At 33.0% G+C, this 17,239-nt stretch carries 23 protein-coding genes and 1 pseudogene; 18 read left to right on the top strand and 6 right to left on the bottom strand.

All coding sequences use genetic code 11. The features are described 5' to 3' along the window. Positions 1 to 61 precede the first annotated feature (61 nt). A complete protein-coding gene (locus BTOYO_RS00475; protein WP_000358554.1) occupies positions 62 to 478 on the bottom strand; it encodes a hypothetical protein in 417 nt (138 codons plus the stop codon). A gap of 82 nt (positions 479 to 560) precedes the next feature. Here BTOYO_RS00475 and BTOYO_RS00470 point away from each other — a divergent pair, with 82 nt between their 5' ends. From BTOYO_RS00470 to BTOYO_RS00390, 17 genes and pseudogenes are all read left to right on the top strand, one after another. Beyond that, on the top strand, positions 561 to 893 hold the full coding sequence (locus BTOYO_RS00470) for a DUF952 domain-containing protein (protein WP_000629055.1): 333 nt from the start codon (positions 561 to 563) through the stop codon (positions 891 to 893). Between the two features lie 168 nt (positions 894 to 1,061). Continuing rightward, on the top strand, positions 1,062 to 1,409 hold the full coding sequence (locus BTOYO_RS00465) for a PadR family transcriptional regulator (protein ID WP_000380297.1): 348 nt from the start codon (positions 1,062 to 1,064) through the stop codon (positions 1,407 to 1,409). Continuing rightward, positions 1,396 to 2,403, top strand: a complete 1,008-nt coding sequence (locus BTOYO_RS00460; RefSeq protein ID WP_000052362.1) for an HAAS signaling domain-containing protein — start codon at positions 1,396 to 1,398, stop codon at positions 2,401 to 2,403. The genes BTOYO_RS00465 and BTOYO_RS00460 overlap by 14 nt, the downstream gene beginning before the upstream one ends. 74 nt (positions 2,404 to 2,477) lie before the next feature. Beyond that, positions 2,478 to 2,990 carry a GNAT family N-acetyltransferase gene (locus tag BTOYO_RS00455; protein WP_000617533.1) on the top strand — a complete coding sequence of 171 codons (513 nt, stop codon included), beginning with the start codon at positions 2,478 to 2,480 and terminating at the stop codon, positions 2,988 to 2,990. Between the two features lie 156 nt (positions 2,991 to 3,146). Then, positions 3,147 to 3,923, top strand: coding sequence for a serine hydrolase (locus BTOYO_RS00450; protein ID WP_000450778.1), 777 nt, complete (start codon positions 3,147 to 3,149; stop codon positions 3,921 to 3,923). Further along, positions 3,920 to 4,291: a hypothetical protein gene (locus BTOYO_RS00445; protein ID WP_000828014.1), complete on the top strand. Its 372-nt coding sequence runs from the start codon at positions 3,920 to 3,922 to the stop codon at positions 4,289 to 4,291. Before BTOYO_RS00450 ends, BTOYO_RS00445 begins: the two co-directional genes overlap by 4 nt. A 34-nt stretch (positions 4,292 to 4,325) precedes the next feature. Next, a complete protein-coding gene (locus BTOYO_RS00440; protein WP_000680421.1) occupies positions 4,326 to 4,742 on the top strand; it encodes a GNAT family N-acetyltransferase in 417 nt (138 codons plus the stop codon). A gap of 35 nt (positions 4,743 to 4,777) precedes the next feature. After that, positions 4,778 to 5,181 (top strand): annotated as a pseudogene (locus BTOYO_RS00435) (GNAT family N-acetyltransferase). Positions 5,182 to 5,196: 15 nt separating this feature from the next. Next, on the top strand, positions 5,197 to 5,550 hold the full coding sequence (locus BTOYO_RS00430) for an MmcQ/YjbR family DNA-binding protein (protein ID WP_000994631.1): 354 nt from the start codon (positions 5,197 to 5,199) through the stop codon (positions 5,548 to 5,550). A 21-nt stretch (positions 5,551 to 5,571) separates the two neighbouring features. Next, a complete protein-coding gene (locus BTOYO_RS00425; protein WP_000650683.1) occupies positions 5,572 to 6,279 on the top strand; it encodes a class I SAM-dependent methyltransferase in 708 nt (235 codons plus the stop codon). Between the two features lie 65 nt (positions 6,280 to 6,344). Next, the gene (locus tag BTOYO_RS00420) at positions 6,345 to 6,731 is read left to right on the top strand and encodes a ribosomal maturation YjgA family protein (protein WP_001022591.1); all 387 of its coding nucleotides are present in this window, start codon (positions 6,345 to 6,347) and stop codon (positions 6,729 to 6,731) included. 26 nt (positions 6,732 to 6,757) lie between these two features. After that, on the top strand, positions 6,758 to 7,681 hold the full coding sequence (locus BTOYO_RS00415; RefSeq protein WP_000389476.1) for a phosphotransferase enzyme family protein: 924 nt from the start codon (positions 6,758 to 6,760) through the stop codon (positions 7,679 to 7,681). A 2-nt stretch (positions 7,682 to 7,683) separates the two neighbouring features. Then, positions 7,684 to 8,193, top strand: coding sequence for a DNA topology modulation protein (locus tag BTOYO_RS00410; protein WP_002038865.1), 510 nt, complete (start codon positions 7,684 to 7,686; stop codon positions 8,191 to 8,193). A 36-nt stretch (positions 8,194 to 8,229) separates the two neighbouring features. After that, positions 8,230 to 8,925: a formylglycine-generating enzyme family protein gene (locus tag BTOYO_RS00405; protein ID WP_001091311.1), complete on the top strand. Its 696-nt coding sequence runs from the start codon at positions 8,230 to 8,232 to the stop codon at positions 8,923 to 8,925. Positions 8,926 to 8,999: 74 nt separating this feature from the next. Beyond that, the gene (locus BTOYO_RS00400; protein WP_000101094.1) at positions 9,000 to 10,196 is read left to right on the top strand and encodes a macrolide family glycosyltransferase; all 1,197 of its coding nucleotides are present in this window, start codon (positions 9,000 to 9,002) and stop codon (positions 10,194 to 10,196) included. A 76-nt stretch (positions 10,197 to 10,272) separates the two neighbouring features. Beyond that, positions 10,273 to 10,809 carry a hypothetical protein gene (locus BTOYO_RS00395; protein WP_000440724.1) on the top strand — a complete coding sequence of 179 codons (537 nt, stop codon included), beginning with the start codon at positions 10,273 to 10,275 and terminating at the stop codon, positions 10,807 to 10,809. A gap of 472 nt (positions 10,810 to 11,281) precedes the next feature. Next, complete coding sequence (locus BTOYO_RS00390) at positions 11,282 to 12,649, top strand: lytic polysaccharide monooxygenase (protein WP_001065212.1); 1,368 nt, start codon at positions 11,282 to 11,284, stop codon at positions 12,647 to 12,649. Between the two features lie 301 nt (positions 12,650 to 12,950). Here BTOYO_RS00390 and BTOYO_RS00385 read toward each other — a convergent pair whose 3' ends face one another. The 5 genes from BTOYO_RS00385 to BTOYO_RS00365 all read right to left on the bottom strand — a co-directional run bounded on the left by BTOYO_RS00385 (position 12,951) and on the right by BTOYO_RS00365 (position 16,402). Continuing rightward, a complete protein-coding gene (locus BTOYO_RS00385) occupies positions 12,951 to 13,415 on the bottom strand; it encodes a hypothetical protein (RefSeq protein WP_000024958.1) in 465 nt (154 codons plus the stop codon). Between the two features lie 296 nt (positions 13,416 to 13,711). After that, on the bottom strand, positions 13,712 to 14,215 hold the full coding sequence (exsF, locus tag BTOYO_RS00380; protein WP_000953228.1) for an exosporium protein ExsF: 504 nt from the start codon (positions 14,213 to 14,215) through the stop codon (positions 13,712 to 13,714). Between the two features lie 650 nt (positions 14,216 to 14,865). Next, positions 14,866 to 15,300 carry a GNAT family N-acetyltransferase gene (locus BTOYO_RS00375; protein WP_001190886.1) on the bottom strand — a complete coding sequence of 145 codons (435 nt, stop codon included), beginning with the start codon at positions 15,298 to 15,300 and terminating at the stop codon, positions 14,866 to 14,868. Between the two features lie 114 nt (positions 15,301 to 15,414). After that, the gene (gene rpiA, locus BTOYO_RS00370) at positions 15,415 to 16,077 is read right to left on the bottom strand and encodes a ribose 5-phosphate isomerase A (protein WP_001050008.1); all 663 of its coding nucleotides are present in this window, start codon (positions 16,075 to 16,077) and stop codon (positions 15,415 to 15,417) included. A gap of 4 nt (positions 16,078 to 16,081) precedes the next feature. Beyond that, positions 16,082 to 16,402 carry a 2Fe-2S iron-sulfur cluster-binding protein gene (locus tag BTOYO_RS00365; RefSeq protein ID WP_001125383.1) on the bottom strand — a complete coding sequence of 107 codons (321 nt, stop codon included), beginning with the start codon at positions 16,400 to 16,402 and terminating at the stop codon, positions 16,082 to 16,084. A gap of 143 nt (positions 16,403 to 16,545) precedes the next feature. Between BTOYO_RS00365 and BTOYO_RS00360 the strand changes: the two genes are divergently transcribed. Beyond that, positions 16,546 to 17,232, top strand: coding sequence for an RNA polymerase subunit sigma-70 (locus BTOYO_RS00360; RefSeq protein ID WP_000337532.1), 687 nt, complete (start codon positions 16,546 to 16,548; stop codon positions 17,230 to 17,232). Positions 17,233 to 17,239: the final 7 nt, after the last annotated feature.

Below are 17,239 nucleotides of genomic sequence, written 5' to 3'. Positions count from 1 at the left end.
GACCTGAGCGGTTATTTAAATAATATAATAAAGTAAAAAAAGTGCAATGGAGTTATATGCATTAATATGTGCGTTTAAGTATAAATCTTGGTGGTGGAAGTATTTCTTGTTCTGCTTCAAAATACGCAACTTGATTTGTAATTGAGTATAGAATAGAAGGCATTCCCATTCCAACAGCAGCCTCTAATGCGTCCAGCAAAGGGAGTGTTTTTCCATCGATTTTTGTGTCCCATGATATGGCGTAACAAGAATCAACAGCCCCATGTTTTTTTAACAGATCTCCTATATCAATTGGACAATAATTAGGCTTAGGAATTTCAATCATATATTCTTCACGTAACGTAGTTCTGTAATTATGGCAAAGTCGACCGATCGCATCTTTACGTTTTTTTGAAGAAGAAAGCTCAAATAGTACTCTATTTTGAAGGCGCTTAGTAAAAAATGATTTTACAATGATCTCTTCTAATTTTTTATCCATTAAGATTCTTCAATCAACTAATCATTTGTTGGAAATTTTAGTGTTATTATATCATTACATATATTAAAAAAGGGGAAAAGCTATGATTACAAAAGTAATAACAAAAAGAAAATGGGAAATCGCAAAAACAACTGGAGAAATTCATGAAGAGTCACTTATAAAAGAGGGGTTTATTCATTGTTCATTATTTGAACAAGCTTTAAAGGTTGCAGAAAAACATTTCTTTCATGAAGAAGAGGTTTTATTACTTACAATAAATCCATCCTTGGTAAAAGCAGAAATAAAATATGAACTTGCTTCAAATGGTCAAGAATACCCGCATGTATATGGAGTAATCAATGTTGAGTCGATTGTAGGGGTTATCCCATTTCCTAAAGAAAAAGGAGAGTTTATATTACCAGAGGTACAAAGTTAAGCGTGTTATAAATATATAAGTTAGCTAGAAAAGCACAAATCGTATAGTTTGTGCTTTTTTTATCCGTTTTTTGGTAAATGATAATTGTTTTTGTCACACGAATACTGTACGATACATAGTATAAAACACATACTGTATGACATATAGTAATAAAAATGAGGTGGGTGAATGGATACTTTATTAAATTCATTAATTACTGAGTTAAGAAGAGGGACATTGACATTAGCGGTTTTAAGTCAATTAAGAACGCCGCAGTATGGATATTCACTTGTCCAATTATTGGAGCAATCAGGGATTACAATTGATCAAAGTACTTTATATCCACTACTTCGTCGATTAGAAAAGCAGAAACTAGTTACGAGTAGTTGGGATAAAACGGAGAGTAGACCTCGTAAGTATTATGTTTTAAGTGAATATGGACTAGAGATATTTTTACAATTGAAAAAGGAGTGGATAAAGGATTCGAAAGAACTTTATAACCTATTAAAGGAGGAGGACGAGAATGAGTTTGATTGATATGTACGTCCAAGAAGTGGCGAAGAGATTACCTGAAAAAAATCGTGAAGATATTACGCTTGAGCTACGGTCGACAATAGAGGATATGTTACCAGACGATTATAATGAAGATGATGTGAAGAGCGTTCTCGAAAAATTGGGAAGTCCGGTTTCATTGGCTAATGGGTATTTGGATAGACCGATGCATTTAATTGGACCACGTTATTTTGATGTATATACGACGTTATTAAAAATGATTATACCAATTGCAGCTGTTATCGCACTCATTGCAATGGTTGCAGAAAGTTTTATAGGCTATACTGGTAATCAAGTAGTATTAGATGTTATTTTAAAATTGATAGGTAAAGGCATTGGGGAAATTGTTGAAGTAGGCCTCCATGTGTTTTTCTGGTTGACACTTGTATTTGCTGTTTTAGAAAGAACTGATAAAGAAAAGGATCCACACCCATTAACAACAAGTTTAAAAAAATGGACGCCAGATGATTTGAAAAATATCTCGTATATCCCGAAGAAAAAGGCAATCTCAAAGTTTGAAGTTTTTGGAGGTTTAATGTGGACAGCAATATGGGCTACCCTTTACTTTTATGCGAACCATCTTGTAGGCGTATATAATGGTACGGAAAACGGACTGAAGTTTATCGCGCCAACGTTTAATCAAGATGTTTTACTTCAATATTGGCCAATTATTTTGGTTATGATCGTTTTTGAAGTAGCTATATCTCTTTATAAGTTAGTACAAGGACAATGGACGAAAAGATTGGCAATCGGAAATGGTATTCTTCAAGTAGTCGGAACGATAGTATTCATTGTAATTGTAGTAAATCCACATATATTTAACGAAGGATTTATTACGTATTTGGCAAATGTGTTTACTATTTCCCCAGAAGGATTTAAAACGTGGTTAGTTGGCGGTGGAATTATCATTTATACGTTGTCCGCTGCGATTAATATATTTGATGGTTTCCGAAAAGCAAGTATTCGTATGTGGAAATAAAACAGAAATTTCGGTAAAATAAAATTATTAAAAAGATAGCGAAAGAAGATTAACATTAGGAAAGGAAGAAAACGATGATCAGGGAAGCAACGAAAAGAGATGTAGCATATATTTTAGACATTTATAACGATGCGATACTTTATACAACAGCTGTATATGCATATAAACCTGTAACCCTTGAAAATAGAATAGATTGGTATGAACAAAAAAAGGCTGATGGCTATCCAATTTTCGTATACGAACTAGATAATAAAGTAGTAGGATTTGCGACATTCGGCTCATTTAGAGCGTGGCCTGCTTACAAATATTCAATTGAACATTCTGTGTATGTTGATAAGGAATATAGAAAAAATGGAATTGGCTCCTCTTTGATGGAAAAATTAATCGCAACCGCAAAAGAAAGAGAATATATGACCTTAATTGCTGGAATCGATGCGGAAAACGAGAAAAGTATAGCCTTGCATCAAAATTATGGATTTGTTCATGCCGGAACAATACAAAAAGCTGGTTATAAGTTTAATAGATGGCTAGATTTAGCCTTTTATCAATTGGAGCTTAACGGGCCTGAAAATCCTATAGAAGATTAGAAGTTTTTCGTGAAAATGAATGTTTTAGGTAGCAAGGAGTAATTCATGCTACCTTTTTCTAATTGTCATTACAAATATAACCTGTCAAAAAAGGTTTTTTATATTCCATATTGAATTATTAGAAGGTGATATAACGATGTGAAAAGAGGAATGGAAATGGAAACTGTCATTCAAAAAATGAAAGAGATACAAGTTGGTCATGTAGGAGTAGCTATTTATTCTACAAAAAACGAATGTATAATTATTTCATATAATAGTGAATTATATATTCCATTAGCATCGGCAGCAAAAGTAGTAATTGGATTTGTAGCAGCACAAATGGTGAAGGAAAATAAACGTAATTGGAATGATATACTTCATCACATTAAATTTCATCCACATGAAGATAGTGCACAGTTATATCCGCATCTACAAGGAAGAAGTACTTTAACACTTAGTAAAGCAGTAGAAGTGATGATAGCTTGTCACGACAGTTATATTGCTCACTCGGTTGTAAAGCACTGCGGTGGATGGGATGCTGTGAAAATAAATGCTCAAACGTATTTTTCAAAAATTTATATACAAGAGAATGCTAGAGATGAGAAAAATGTTGGAGAATTAAATCAAGTTCTTTCGCTTTTAGTACATATTTTTCAAGGCTATAAAGTAGAACCAGCAGTATGGGAACCAATTATCAATGGAATGGTAAGACAACAAGGGGATTATGAAAGTATACCGTATTTTCATTTAGCTCATATGACAGGTGGATTGCCCACAGCTACAATAAATATTGGTATAATGGGAATGTTTAACGAATTCCCGTTTCTTTATGTAATTGGGGGAAAAGATTTACCCGAGCGAGTTTATAATATAGAGGTTGATGAAACTATTGCAACAGCTTTGAAATACATTTACAAAGCATATAGTGAAAGCATGCTAGGAGTGAGCGATTGAAACGAAACTTAAAGACTTCAACAATTATTATTTTAATTGTAACGATTATTGCTCTTGAAGTTGGAATCGCACTATATGATCACAATTTGTCATTAGATACCATTTACTTTGCAGCGATTCTTATTTGTATTGTATTGCTTTTTGGTACACGTGTTTCTGAAGAGAAAGAACGTACATCGAAACAGAGACGAAGAAAAACGGCTCTAATATTTTGGCCATCTATAATAATGTTAATTATTAGTTTTGCAGTTATAAGTTATGTACGAACAGGCTATGTCTCTGTACCTGGGATAATTGGTTTTTCGTGTTTTGTTACATATGGTGGATTTGTATTCATTAGTATTTTAAAAAGGCGAAATAAAAATTAGATGTAATTTACTAAGTTGAAAGGAAGAAATATATATGAAACACATAGAGAATGGTACTCGTAATGAAGGAGAATACATTAGAAATAAAGTCATTCAATATAATATGTCCATCTTAACAGATGAAGTAAAGCAGCCGATGGAACAAGTAAGCCTTGTAGTGAAAGATGAGGAAGGAAAAATCTTTGGCGGCGTAACAGGAACGATGTATTTTTATCATCTTCATATCGATTTTTTATGGGTTGATGAATCCGTTCGTCATGATGGTTATGGAAGTCAACTGATACATAAAATCGAAGACATTGCGAAGGAAAAAGGATGTAGACTCATATTACTAGATTCATTTAGTTTCCAAGCACCGGAATTTTATAAAAAGCACGGCTACCGAGAATATGGTGTCGTTGAAGATCATCCGAAAGGGTATAGTCAACACTTTTTAGAAAAGAGATTATAATAATATTATGTATACTAGTTGATGGGAGAAAGAATATGTACACGTATAAATTACAACATGAACGACCAATTTGTGCAGAGAAAATAAAGAAGCTTACGACTCTGTCGGTTGGTGGCCAGAAAGAAAAGAAATCGATATTGAAAAAATGTTAAAGAATAGCATAGCAATTGGGGTATGGAAAGAAAATGAGTTAATTGGGTTTGCTAGAGTCGTTTCAGATGGTGTTTTTCGAGCGTACATAGAAGATGTTGTCGTACATGCAAGTGTAAGAAATAAAGGCATTGGAGAGAATATGCTTACAATGTTACTGGAAGAGATATCTCATATTGATATTGTTAGTCTATTTTGCGGAGAGAAACTCATAAAGTTTTATGGGGAACAGCAATTTAAAGCGACGAAGCAAATTGTGATGCATCGTAATCAAATAGTGAAAGAATAAGAGGTGCCATTTAAAATGAATGCAACGAGAGCATATTGTCTATCAAAAAGAAAAGCGACAGAGGATTCTCCAAATGGCTGGAGTGCAACATGTATGAGACTCAATAATAAAATATTTGCGATAGTGAACCATGAAGAAGGTGAAAAAGCTGCGATTACATTAAAATGTGATCCTGAGTTCGCTTTACGAATAAGAGAAGATTATCCAGACACAATAATTCCAGGGTATCATATGAATAAGAAACATTGGAATACAGTGTATATACATAAGGGAGTAGAACAGGAGCAAATTAATAAAATGATCGATTGGTCGTATGAGTTAGTACTACAATCATTTTCAAAGAAAAAGCAGCAAGAGTTAATGGATTAATATGTATTAGGGGTGGATATAATGAAAGACGCAGTCAAAGATACGTATGATAAATTAGCGAGTACATATAAAGAAAATATAGATTTGGCAAATCCATATAATAGTTATTATGAAAGACCTGCGATGATGGAGATTATTCCAAGGGAACTAGAAGGGAAGAGAATACTAGATGCTGGATGTGCCGCTGGATGGTATACTTCTCAATTCGTAGGAAGAGGGGCTAACGTTACAGCAATTGACATAAGTCCTGAAATGGTAAAAGCCGTAAAAGAAAGTATGGGAGAAAAAGCAACGTTCCTTTGTCACGATTTGCAAGAAACATTGCCATTTGAAAATAATACGTATGATATCATTGTAAGTTCGTTAACTCTTCATTACTTAGAAAATTGGACGCAAGTATTTCAAGAGTTTCAGCGCGTATTGAAGCCGGGTGGAGAACTTATATATTCCGTTCATCATCCTTTTATGGATTTCACAAAGTTTACATGTGAAGATTATTTTGAAAAACAATTATTAGTAGATACTTGGGTTAAACCAAATATTACAATAGAAGTTAGTTTTTTTAGGAGGTCGCTCCAAGACATAATCAATGAAACAACAAACTATTTTGTATTAGAAAAAATAGTGGAACCGAAGCCGATTGAAAAGATGAGAGAAGTAGACAGAAAATCATATCATTATTTAAGTACAAATCCACATTTTCTTATTATGAAAGCAAGTAATAAATAGCTAGTAAAATGATTGTATTTTACTAGCTATTTGCAGTTTTACATGATGAATTAGGAGCTTTTGAAATGAATATAAAACGAAATCAATTACTATATGTAATGTTTACTATAGTCGTTATTATGTTAGGTCTTAGTTCTAGAAAATTTGCTTTTGCGTTACCTCATTTATTAAATGATTACTTAGGTGATGCTTTATGGGCATTAATGATTTTCGTTGGATTCGGATTTTTGTTTCCTAAAATAGAAACGAAGAAATTAGCTTTTATGAGTTTAATATTTTGCTACGGGATTGAAATTAGCCAATTGTACCATGCACCTTGGATTGATAATATTCGTGCAACGACTATAGGGGGACTCGTTTTAGGTTACGGATTTTTGTGGAGTGATGTAGTTGCTTATACAATTGGTGTTGGGATAGGAATGCTTTGTGAATTTATGTTACGGAAGAAATAAGTGAATTTTAAAAGGGGTATTTGTATATGGAGGATATATTAGAAATTGCAAAGTTTTGGTTTGAAGATGAAGATATCACAACTATTGAAGTTCAACCAAACGTAACGAAGATTTACTGTAATAATAAAGCGTATATTTTAAAGGAAAAGGGATCGATAAAACATTTTCTAGTTGAACTAAATGTATTAGAACAGCTTGATGAAAAAGGAGTTAAAGTACAAAAACTAGTAAAAATGAGAAATGATGAAAGGTACGTATTTTATAAAGAGAAGTATTATTGTTTGTACGAATATATTGGTGGAAGTGTACTAGAAATAAAAGATACAGAAAAGCTAAAAGAGCTAGGAAGTACAATTGGAGAGAAGATAGCTAATTTACATCAAGCACTATATTCAATGAATAGTGCTAACGAGTTAATAAAAAGAGAATTGTATAAAGTGGTATACAAATGGGCCTTACCAATTTTAGAAAAGAATGCATCTGTCCATCGGAATGTCGTTCGAAAAATGGATCAAATACGTACAGTTTTGAAGGAAACGGTTCACCCACTACCAAAACAAATTATTCATCGTGATATGCACTTATCGAATGTGATTTTTCATGACAATGAATTTCAAGGATTTATAGATTTTGAACTTTTAGAAAGCAATGTAAGAGTATTCGATTTATGCTACTGCTGTACAAGTATATTAAGTGAGCTATTTAGTGATGAAACAGGAAGAGGGAAATGGTTACATATTGTCAGCAAAATCTTTGAAGGATATTATAAACAAAGCATTTTAACGAGAGAAGAACTACAATCTATTTGGTATGTCATGCTTTCTATTCAAGTTATCTTTATTACTTATTTTGTTCAGTTACCAAATTTATTAAAGTTGAATGAAGAGATGTTCTTCTGGATTTTTGCAAATAAGGAAGATATTGAAGAATCTATAGTAAGGACCGTATGAATATGAAAAAAATCATATTAATTGGTTCTGGTGGTTCAGGAAAATCTACATTAGCAAAGCAGTTAGGAAATAAACTAAATATTAAGGTGCATCATCTTGATGCATTGTTTTGGAAAGCGAACTGGGAAGGTGTTCCTCGAGAAGAACAAAGAAAAGTTCAAAAAAACTTAATTAAAGAAGAAGAGTGGATTATTGATGGGAATTATGGCGGGACGATGGATTTAAGACTGAATGCAGCGGATACAATTATCTTTCTTGATATTCATAGAACGATTTGTGTTTATCGTGCTTTTAAAAGAATTGTACAATATCGAAATAAAACAAGACCGGATATGGGTGCCGGATGTGAAGAAAGACTAGATTTACAATTCTTTAAATGGATATGGGAGTATCCGAATAAGAAAAAACCTGCCATTTTAAAAAAACTAGATCAATTAAGTAAAGGAAAAGAAGTGATTATTTTAAAATCTCCAAATGAAGTGAAACGGTTTTTGAAGAAGTACGATAAGTAGTTAGATTTTAAAAAGAAGTAATATGGGGGGATACTATTGAATACATTCATTCGCTCGATTGATTCTAATATGATGGAAATTCCAGCAGGAGAGGTAGTATTAAGAGATGATCGAATAAAAAAAGAATGGCAAGTTCAAATAAAACCATTCCTTCTTGCAAAGTATGCTGTAACAATGGAAATATATAATGCCATTACAAATCCTACATTAAATAATGATAAAGATAGTAATAAACCAATTGTAAATATTTCATGGAATGATACAATTGCTTTTTGTAATTTACTTTCTAAACAAGCGGGATTAACAGCGTATTATTCTATTAGTGATGATGGAAAAAAGGTTAGTTGTAATATAGAATCTGACGGCTACCGATTGCCATATGAGGCAGAGTGGCAATACGCATGTAAAGCAGGTACGACGGGATATACATATGGGGAACTTCAGAAAATAGCGTGGTATAATGAAAATTCAATTGGACAAATTCATGACGTCGGTAAAAAAGAGCCGAATGCATGGGGACTTTATGATATGTTAGGAAACGTTTGGGAATGGTGCTATGATTTGTATGATGAAAAAGTGTACGGATCGTACCGAATTTTTCGTGGTGGTAGTTGGGCTGAAGCAGCTAGAGGTTGCGGTGCGACTTGTCGCCGTCGTAGCCATCCTACATTTCATATAGACGATCTCGGTTTTAGGCTTGCTAGGTCAATTGAGCAGGAAAATGATACATAAAATACCGTGAAGAGTATGGAAAATATCCATACTCTTTACAACATAGAAATTTTAAAATGTAAGGAGTATTTTGAATGGCACGTATTTTATTCATTAACGCTGGATCAGAAGGACATATAAATCCAACATTACAAGTTGTAGAAGAACTGATTTCTCGCGGTGAAGAGGTCGTTTATTTTTCAATAGAGGCTTTCAGGGAGCGTATTGAGAAGACAGGTGCTACTGTACGAACAATAGATGATCAAAAATTTATACAAGCATTTCTTTCCGGTGGTCGAAATTATTTACAGGAAAGAATAAACGGCCTTCTACATACAGCAGATATTGTAATACCTAGTGTTTTAGAGCAAATTGAAGGAGAATATTTTGATTACATGATCCACGATTCTATGTTTGGCTGTGGTCATTTAATTGCCCAAATTCTTAATCTTCCGGCCATAAATTCCTGTACATCTTTTGCGCAGGATGAAAAATCATTTAAACAAATGTTAGACCATCTTTCTAAAAATATCCCAGTGGAAGTGCAGAATAGAATATATAATGATTTTCAAAACTTAACTAGAGAAATTGCAGGGAAATATGGTGTTGAAATAAATTCACCGTATGAAGTTTTCTGTAATCCAGCACCGCTTACTATTGTGTATACGATTAAGGAGTTCCAACCTTTTGGTAATACGTTTAATGAAACATTTAAATTTGTAGGTCCATCTATTTCTGCACAAGGGGAAAATGAAGATTTTGATTATACTTCAATTGAAGAACAAAGCCTGATTTACATTTCACTAGGTACTGTTTTTAATGAAGCAATTAATTTTTATAAACTTTGTATGAAGGCATTCGAAAATAGTAAACATACAATTGTTATGTCTATTGGTAGTAAAACGAAAATAAGTGATTTAGGTGATATTCCTAAAAACTTCATTGTGAAAAACTATGTACCGCAAACTGAACTACTTACATATACAAAATTATTTATTACACATGGCGGGATGAACAGTACGCATGAAGGACTATATAACGGAGTTCCACTCGTTGTAATTCCGCAAAATGCAGATCAGCCAGTAATCGCAAAGCGAGTAGAGAGTCTCGGAGCAGGAGTTAAATTGCAAATGCAAGGATTAACTGCGGATAAACTTAGTAAAAGTGTAGAAATAGTATTAAGTAATCCATCATATAAAGAAGCTGCTTTGAATTTGAAGGAGTCTCTCCGAAAATCAGGTGGGTATACGCAAGCAGTTGATGAAGTTTTTAAATTTACTGGCCGGTATTAAAACTATATATGTGAAAGGGTGTCTATATTAAATGATGTAGACACTTTTATGTTATATGAAGCGAGGAATTAATTATATGGAAAGAATGAAAGTATTAAATGTGAATTTTGAAGATATGACAGCTACACCATTTTTTCAAGTGGAGGCAAAAAATAGAATTAGATTCGATATAGAATTATTTGAGGGGAATTTGAGAAAATTAAGAGGACTACTGACTGAACTTTTTAAAAGCCCCGATACAATTGACGTTTCATTTACTTCCGGTTATATAACATATGGTAAAAGTAAGAGAGTAAATGAGAAAACAAAAATTGGAAGGTTCATGAAGATTAAAAATTGGACCGAAACGCAAGTAGACGTTGATGATCTTGAAAGTACAATCATATTTACTACGATTAAAGGTGTCAATGAAGATGAAGTATATAAATATTGCAAGTATGTCGTTAGTGGTGGTCAGCAAGCGTATATTTCTTTTTATAACGATACTTATTTGCTGTATATAAGTACAGACGTAATTGACATTATTTCACCAGATACAAGTTTAATAGAAAAATTAAAAATCCAATACTATGAAGAGTATGACAAGTTTTATGAGACTATTTTGAAACATTAAGGATTATTCGCAATACATAAGTAATTTCACGTACCCAATAGATATATATATTGAATATGGAAATGGAAGGGTGTTTCAAAAAATTTAATCTCACATTACTATGCATATCAAGTTGATTAAGAAATATTTCGAGAAGACTTGGTGCAATCCATCCGCTTATACAAAATGCTTTTATATGGCCTTTTTTTACAAGATTTATAATTGCTATTGCGAACTTTTACTTTATAATTTTAAGATGTAGTTTTATGTGTTAGTAATAATTTCACTGTTTCTGCACAACTTCTGCACGTGTTTAGGTAATTTCTATGTCATGATATATTCAGTAAGTGAAATATATCACATGGAATGAAATATTTCTTTACTACGGTGTATGCATAACTTATGCATACATCACTACAATATTGTCTCGTGTTATTCTTTTACATCAAAGCCCACATTACACTACGAAGTATAACAAGAAGGGGACATGAACATGAATAATCGAATTTTAAAACATCTACAGAACATGAAAATGAACAAAAAAAGTCTAGGAGCTGTTGCATTAACAGCGGGAATTATCGGCACGACACTTATTCCTCAAAATGCTTACGCGCATGGTTTTGTTGAAAAGCCTGGCAGCCGTTCCGCTTTATGTAGTCCAACTTATGGTGCACTAAATGTAAACTGCGGAAGTGTTATGTATGAACCACAAAGCTTAGAAGCACCAAAAGGATTCCCGCAAGCTGGTCCAGTTGATGGACAAATCGCTTCTGCAGGCGGAAAATTTGGTGGTATTTTGGATCAACAAACAGCGGATCGTTGGTTTAAAAATACAATCACTGGCGGAGAAAATACGTTTACTTGGAAGTTTACAGCGCCACATTTAACAAGCAAATGGCACTACTACATTACTAAAATAGGCTGGAATCCAAATAAAGCACTAACAAGAGCAGACTTTGAGCCAATTGGAACTGTACAACATGATGGTTCCGCAGCTTCAAATAATGTAGCACACAAAATCAATGTACCTACGGATCGTAGTGGCTACCATGTGATTTTAGCTGTATGGGATGTAGCTGATACAGCAAATGCGTTCTATAATGTAATTGATGTAAATCTCATCAATAATGTGAAACCAGACACAGAAGCGCCAAGTATTCCAAATGGAATTCAGACACAAAAAGTAACAGCGAATAGTATAGAACTAACATGGAACACTTCTACGGATAATGTAGGAGTAAAAGGGTATCAAATCTTCCGTAACGGAGAGATGATTGACACCGTACCAGGCACTCATTTTATTGATAAGAAATTACAACCAAGTACAGAATACTCTTATACTGTAAAAGCAATTGACGCAGCTGGCAATGTATCGAAAGAAAGTACAGCGCTTACAGCAAAAACAACAGTTGAGGCTCCTGATACAGAAGCACCAACACAACCAAAAGGATTACATAGTATGGGAACGACAGCGTCAAGTGTGGACCTAATGTGGAGTCCATCTGACGATAATGTTGGTGTAGACCACTACGATATTTATAGAGAAATAGAAGGAACAATGAAAAAAATCGCAACATCTAATACGACTTCTTATATGGATAATAATTTACTCGCTAATAAGACTTATAAATATGTAGTGAAAGCTGTTGATGTAGCTGGAAATGAATCCGTACAAAGTGATATATTCACAATTACTACAAAAACTGAAAGCGTTTCATATGGAGAGTGGGATGCAAAGAAAGCGTATAAAAAGGGTGATAGAGTCCTATACGAAGGAAAAGTGTATGAAGCCGTACAAAATCATCAAGGAAATGGGGATCCAAACTGGATTTATGCTTTATCCTTATGGAGAGCAGTGTAAGTTTTACCTCAAAATGAAATAAAAGATAATGGGCTTTGATGCAAAAAAAGGAAGCTTGAGAATTCACTTTTCTGCTTATAAAAAAGACGACGTATTCAGCGTCGTCTTTTTTATAAATTTTACTTTCCTCCATTAAATGATGATAAGTCCCGTAATTAAACAAAAGCGTTAATATAATAAAAAAGGAGAAATGAGAAATGTATAGAAAAATCGTTGAGTATGATTCTAAAATGTTTTTAAAAATGTGGTGAGTGAAAAAAAGAACCCTTTATAAAAGGGGTTCTTCTGGTGAGTGAATCTATTAATTGCAATCTTGATAATATTCATCACATGAATCGTTATTCTCGTTACAGCAAATACAAAATGTTTTTTTGACAAATAAACTAACTATACTAGTAGAACCTTCCTGTTTTGTAAGAGTAAGACTTTGAAAATCTTCAACTTGAAATATTTTTGTTTGAACAGGTTGTAATGTTGTAGTAATTGGGCGGCTAGATTTTCTTGTGAGAATAGTTACTTGAACGGGTGCACTCATGCCGACGACGAATAACTGAATTAATGTTTTATTATGATTGTTTGTAAAATCCTCGAATACAGTTTGTGGAGCAGTGGTTTCAAGGAAAACAGATACAGGTATATTTCCATTTGCATTTTCTGCAGAACCAGCAATTGTATGGGTTTCAATAAAACAGTTATTTTTTTGATCGTCCGAATGTGATTGTTTTTTATAATATTTTTTACCATCTTTATAAAAATAATTTGCCATACTTATGTTACTCTCCTTTCTTTGAGATATCAATATATATTATTAAACAAAAGGAAAAAGTGCTTGTACAAAAGGTTAACATCCGCTATCGTAAATAATTGAAAACGCTATTTGATATGTATATAATTTGAGAATGTTTTAGTTTTTAAGTAAAAATAAAGCACACATTAAAGTGTGCTCCTATGAAAGCTTTAAATTTGTATGACTAAATAGTCACCATACAATAAAATATGCTTATTTAATATAAATGTGTGTCGAATCTATAATAATATATTTCGGCTCACATTGCGTTTTTATTACCGAATTTGTGCAACCGTTAACGCTGCCGAACGAATGTCTACAGTACCAATTACTTCAACGGGTACAATTTGAATTAAATCACCAGGGTTTAAGTTAATGAGAATGACACCACTGGATACATCAACTTCACCAGTGCCAAAAATATTAGAACGGACTGCGGTTCCAGATCCTGCAATAATATTAGTTGATGAGTTTAGTGTCAAGAAAAATCGTGCTGCTTCCGGTGCTACGGGAACATTATCAAGGCTAATTGTTAGTGTATAACTAATTTGATATATACCAGCTATTTGAATTCTAATACCAGTTCCAATACTAATTGTATCATTTATTACGGGAACGGTAATATTAGGATTTGGCCCTGTACTAGGTAATAGTAGTGGGGTGAATAATGTTGCAAATTGAGGTGAAGTAGCATTGAAAGCAAAACCAAGGGCAGGTAGTGTACTAGGGGCTTGTGCACCACAATTAAAGTGCGTGAATTTACGACTAGATGAGAGCATATTTTCACTCCTTTCTTTCATTTAGATAACGTAAGTAATAATCTCACGTTTTGGACAAGCATAATACAATATATGAAAATTTATAGTACAAAGTGCAGAAGTGTTACTATTACGGATAATTTTTAATTTTATATAGAAAAAAGCAGCTAGCCGAATTAGCAAACTACTTGGTAGGTTTTTAAAGAGAAAACAGGAGAATATTGACGGGATATAGATCTTTATTCAGAGGGTTCAAATACCATTAAAGAAAAAATATAGCATACCGCATTCCAAATCATGCAATCTAAATAATTGTAAAGGTTATATATTATAAAATCTATATAAATAGTCCTCTTGAAAAATGTTGAAATTGGCTAGCAATACAGGGGTAGGTGTAATAGTATCAATTTTAAATTTTATATAGAAGTCACTATTAGGTACATGAATGTATGACTCTCAATACATGGGGATTAAATTTTTTGTACAAGAATTTCATCTTGCGGGTCGTTGTTTTTAATAACTCGAAAGCGGTAGGAACATTATACTGCCAGCAAATTGAAAGTTTATAGATATGATATTAGAATATCCACCAAAAATAATTCAAAACGAATAAGATACAAAAAAGGTTACTATAAGAATACTTCATGTAAATTCATATAGTAACCTTTCTATTATGATAATACTTTCGTCATAAGTATATGTGGAATGCTATCTTCCATAAATACATTGGAAGAAGTTTGATAGTCTAATTTTTTATAAAATCCTTCAGCTTGTGTTTGCCCGTGTAGTTTCACTTTTGTAGCTTTTTTACTACGGGCAATTTCTTCTAACGTTTGAATAATTACTTTACCTAATCCGTATGTACGATAATCTTTTAAAATACAAATGCGTTCTAATTTTCCGGCACCATCAACAAATCGTATACGACCTGTACCTACAGGAAGCTCATTATAATAAACTAAAATATGTTTACATTCTTCACCGATTTCATCAAATGTATCGAATTCATCTTCAAGAGGAACACCTTGTTCTTTTACAAATACTTCTTTTCGAATGTGAAAGGCAGTTTCTAAATCTGTAAGTTTTGTTATGAGTTTGGATTGCAAATTGTTCAGTCCTTTCTAGTGTAATCAGTTTTTGTTTTCATAGTATATCATAATAAATAGCTATAAAGAGAAGAAGAAAATAATAAAAAGCCGACTTTAAAAAGTCAGCTTTCATTATAGTTCCTTTATCCCGTTTTTAGTACCGATAATCGCTTTCCTTGTCATATTTATAAACAATCCTGAATCAACTACACCAGTAATCATTTTTAATTGTTCGTGTAAATTAGCAGGGTTAGATATATGATTAGGAAATATACAATCGATAATCATGTTATTATTATCGGTAATAAAGGTTTCATTATTTTTTATACGTAACGTTGTTTGACACCCTAAAGATTGAACTTTACTTTCGGTTTGTTTCCATGAAAAAGGGATAATTTCAACAGGCAATGGGAAATTACCTAAACGAGCCACAAGTTTTGATTCATCAGCAATAATAATGAGTTCTTTAGAGGAGGAGGCAACAATTTTCTCACGAAGTAATGCGCCACCGCCGCCTTTTATGAGCTGTAAATCGGAATCAATTTCATCCGCTCCATCAATTGTAAGATCAAGACTTTGTACGTCGTTTAAAGAAATCAGGGGGATGTTTAGTTGCTTTGCTAAAGCTTCAGTTTCCTTTGATGTTGGAACAGCTTGAAAGTATAGTCCTTCTTGTACAAGTTGACCTAATTTTTGTATCGTCCAATATACGGTAGATCCTGTACCTAGTCCAATGTTCATTCCATCTTTTACAAAGTTAGCAGCATATTCGCCAACAAGTTGTTTTAAATTCATCATTTTACTCCGCTGGGCGTGGACCGGCAGCTAATCCTGAATTTTCAACTGTAAGTACCGGACGAACGACTATATCTTTATGTACACGCATTTGACAAGATAATCGTAAATGATCTTCAATCCCTTTTTCTGTCATCGCATTTTTTTCATTCGCACTCGCTTCACAGAAATCACCCGCTATAATTTCTACTCTACAAGTTGTGCAACGTGCATTTCCACCACAACGATGAAGAATGTTTACACCGTTATCTTCAATTGCTAATACTAACTTTGTTCCTTCTTTCACATCAAAAGTGCCAGCACCTTCAATTGTTAATTTTGGCAAATTTGTTCCTCCTCACGTAAAATTGTACATAACATATTTATGACCGCGAATTATTGAACATAAACATTATTTTTTTATAAGTCCCGTAACTTTTTCGTTTCATCAATCGTTTATTAAGTAAGCGCTGAAAAGGAGTGGTTATTTTGTGCACAAAAGTAACGCAATTGTTTAAGAAACATATCGATATGAATCATTCAAATATAAATTTTTTGATTGAAAATTATGCAGAGTTAAAAAGGTATTGTACGTTTTTAACGAAAAACAGATGGGATGGGGAAGATCTCGCCCAAGAAACAGTTTGTAAAGTTCTTCAAAAATATAGTAATAAAGATATTTGCATGACACTTGTATATAAAATAGCTAGAAATCGTTGGTTAGACCAGATAAAGTCAAAATCAGTTCATGAAAAAATAAGGGAACAAGTTACTTTCGAAGAACCACATGAAAAAATTGCAGATTTGCATGAAATGGTAGGGAAAGTATTATCTTCATTAAATGTACAACAATCCACAATTTTATTATTAAAGGATGTTTTTCAATATAGTATCGCTGATATCGCTAAAGTATGTTCTGTATCGGAAGGAGCAGTGAAAGCTTCTTTATTTCGGAGTAGAAATAGGCTGAAAACTGTAAGTGAAGAAGGGCTTGAAATCGTTGAATTCACAGAAGATATTGATATTGTTGTAACGTCTATTCGTGAAGAAAGGCCGGAATTGTTAACTAAGCTTCTTCCAACAATAGATTTTACGAAGTTACCAACTAAACAACCTGTCTTATTATTCAGTGCGAAAAACTCTTCTTCCTACAGTTGTATGCTTTGTGCGGCATAACAATTAT

This window comes from Bacillus toyonensis BCT-7112, from assembly GCF_000496285.1.
Taxonomy (GTDB): domain Bacteria; phylum Bacillota; class Bacilli; order Bacillales; family Bacillaceae_G; genus Bacillus_A; species Bacillus_A toyonensis.
This window is presented reverse-complemented; position numbering and strand designations above follow the sequence as displayed.

What these genes read in the sequence shown, in the direction of transcription:
- BTOYO_RS00415 (WP_000389476.1), top strand. Translation starts at nt 6,758, where the DNA reads ATGGAGGATATATTAGAAATTGCAAAGTTTTGGTTTGAAGATGAAGAT.
- BTOYO_RS00440 (WP_000680421.1), top strand. Translation starts at nt 4,326, where the DNA reads ATGAAACACATAGAGAATGGTACTCGTAATGAAGGAGAATACATTAGA.
- BTOYO_RS00475 (WP_000358554.1), bottom strand. Translation starts at nt 478, where the DNA reads ATGGATAAAAAATTAGAAGAGATCATTGTAAAATCATTTTTTACTAAG.
- BTOYO_RS00470 (WP_000629055.1), top strand. Translation starts at nt 561, where the DNA reads ATGATTACAAAAGTAATAACAAAAAGAAAATGGGAAATCGCAAAAACA.
- BTOYO_RS00430 (WP_000994631.1), top strand. Translation starts at nt 5,197, where the DNA reads ATGAATGCAACGAGAGCATATTGTCTATCAAAAAGAAAAGCGACAGAG.
- BTOYO_RS00400 (WP_000101094.1), top strand. Translation starts at nt 9,000, where the DNA reads ATGGCACGTATTTTATTCATTAACGCTGGATCAGAAGGACATATAAAT.
- BTOYO_RS00390 (WP_001065212.1), top strand. Translation starts at nt 11,282, where the DNA reads ATGAATAATCGAATTTTAAAACATCTACAGAACATGAAAATGAACAAA.
- BTOYO_RS00455 (WP_000617533.1), top strand. Translation starts at nt 2,478, where the DNA reads ATGATCAGGGAAGCAACGAAAAGAGATGTAGCATATATTTTAGACATT.
- rpiA (WP_001050008.1), bottom strand. Translation starts at nt 16,077, where the DNA reads ATGAATTTAAAACAACTTGTTGGCGAATATGCTGCTAACTTTGTAAAA.
- BTOYO_RS00450 (WP_000450778.1), top strand. Translation starts at nt 3,147, where the DNA reads ATGGAAACTGTCATTCAAAAAATGAAAGAGATACAAGTTGGTCATGTA.
- BTOYO_RS00410 (WP_002038865.1), top strand. Translation starts at nt 7,684, where the DNA reads ATGAAAAAAATCATATTAATTGGTTCTGGTGGTTCAGGAAAATCTACA.
- BTOYO_RS00425 (WP_000650683.1), top strand. Translation starts at nt 5,572, where the DNA reads ATGAAAGACGCAGTCAAAGATACGTATGATAAATTAGCGAGTACATAT.
- exsF (WP_000953228.1), bottom strand. Translation starts at nt 14,215, where the DNA reads ATGCTCTCATCTAGTCGTAAATTCACGCACTTTAATTGTGGTGCACAA.
- BTOYO_RS00460 (WP_000052362.1), top strand. Translation starts at nt 1,396, where the DNA reads ATGAGTTTGATTGATATGTACGTCCAAGAAGTGGCGAAGAGATTACCT.
- BTOYO_RS00420 (WP_001022591.1), top strand. Translation starts at nt 6,345, where the DNA reads ATGAATATAAAACGAAATCAATTACTATATGTAATGTTTACTATAGTC.
- BTOYO_RS00465 (WP_000380297.1), top strand. Translation starts at nt 1,062, where the DNA reads ATGGATACTTTATTAAATTCATTAATTACTGAGTTAAGAAGAGGGACA.
- BTOYO_RS00395 (WP_000440724.1), top strand. Translation starts at nt 10,273, where the DNA reads ATGGAAAGAATGAAAGTATTAAATGTGAATTTTGAAGATATGACAGCT.
- BTOYO_RS00385 (WP_000024958.1), bottom strand. Translation starts at nt 13,415, where the DNA reads ATGGCAAATTATTTTTATAAAGATGGTAAAAAATATTATAAAAAACAA.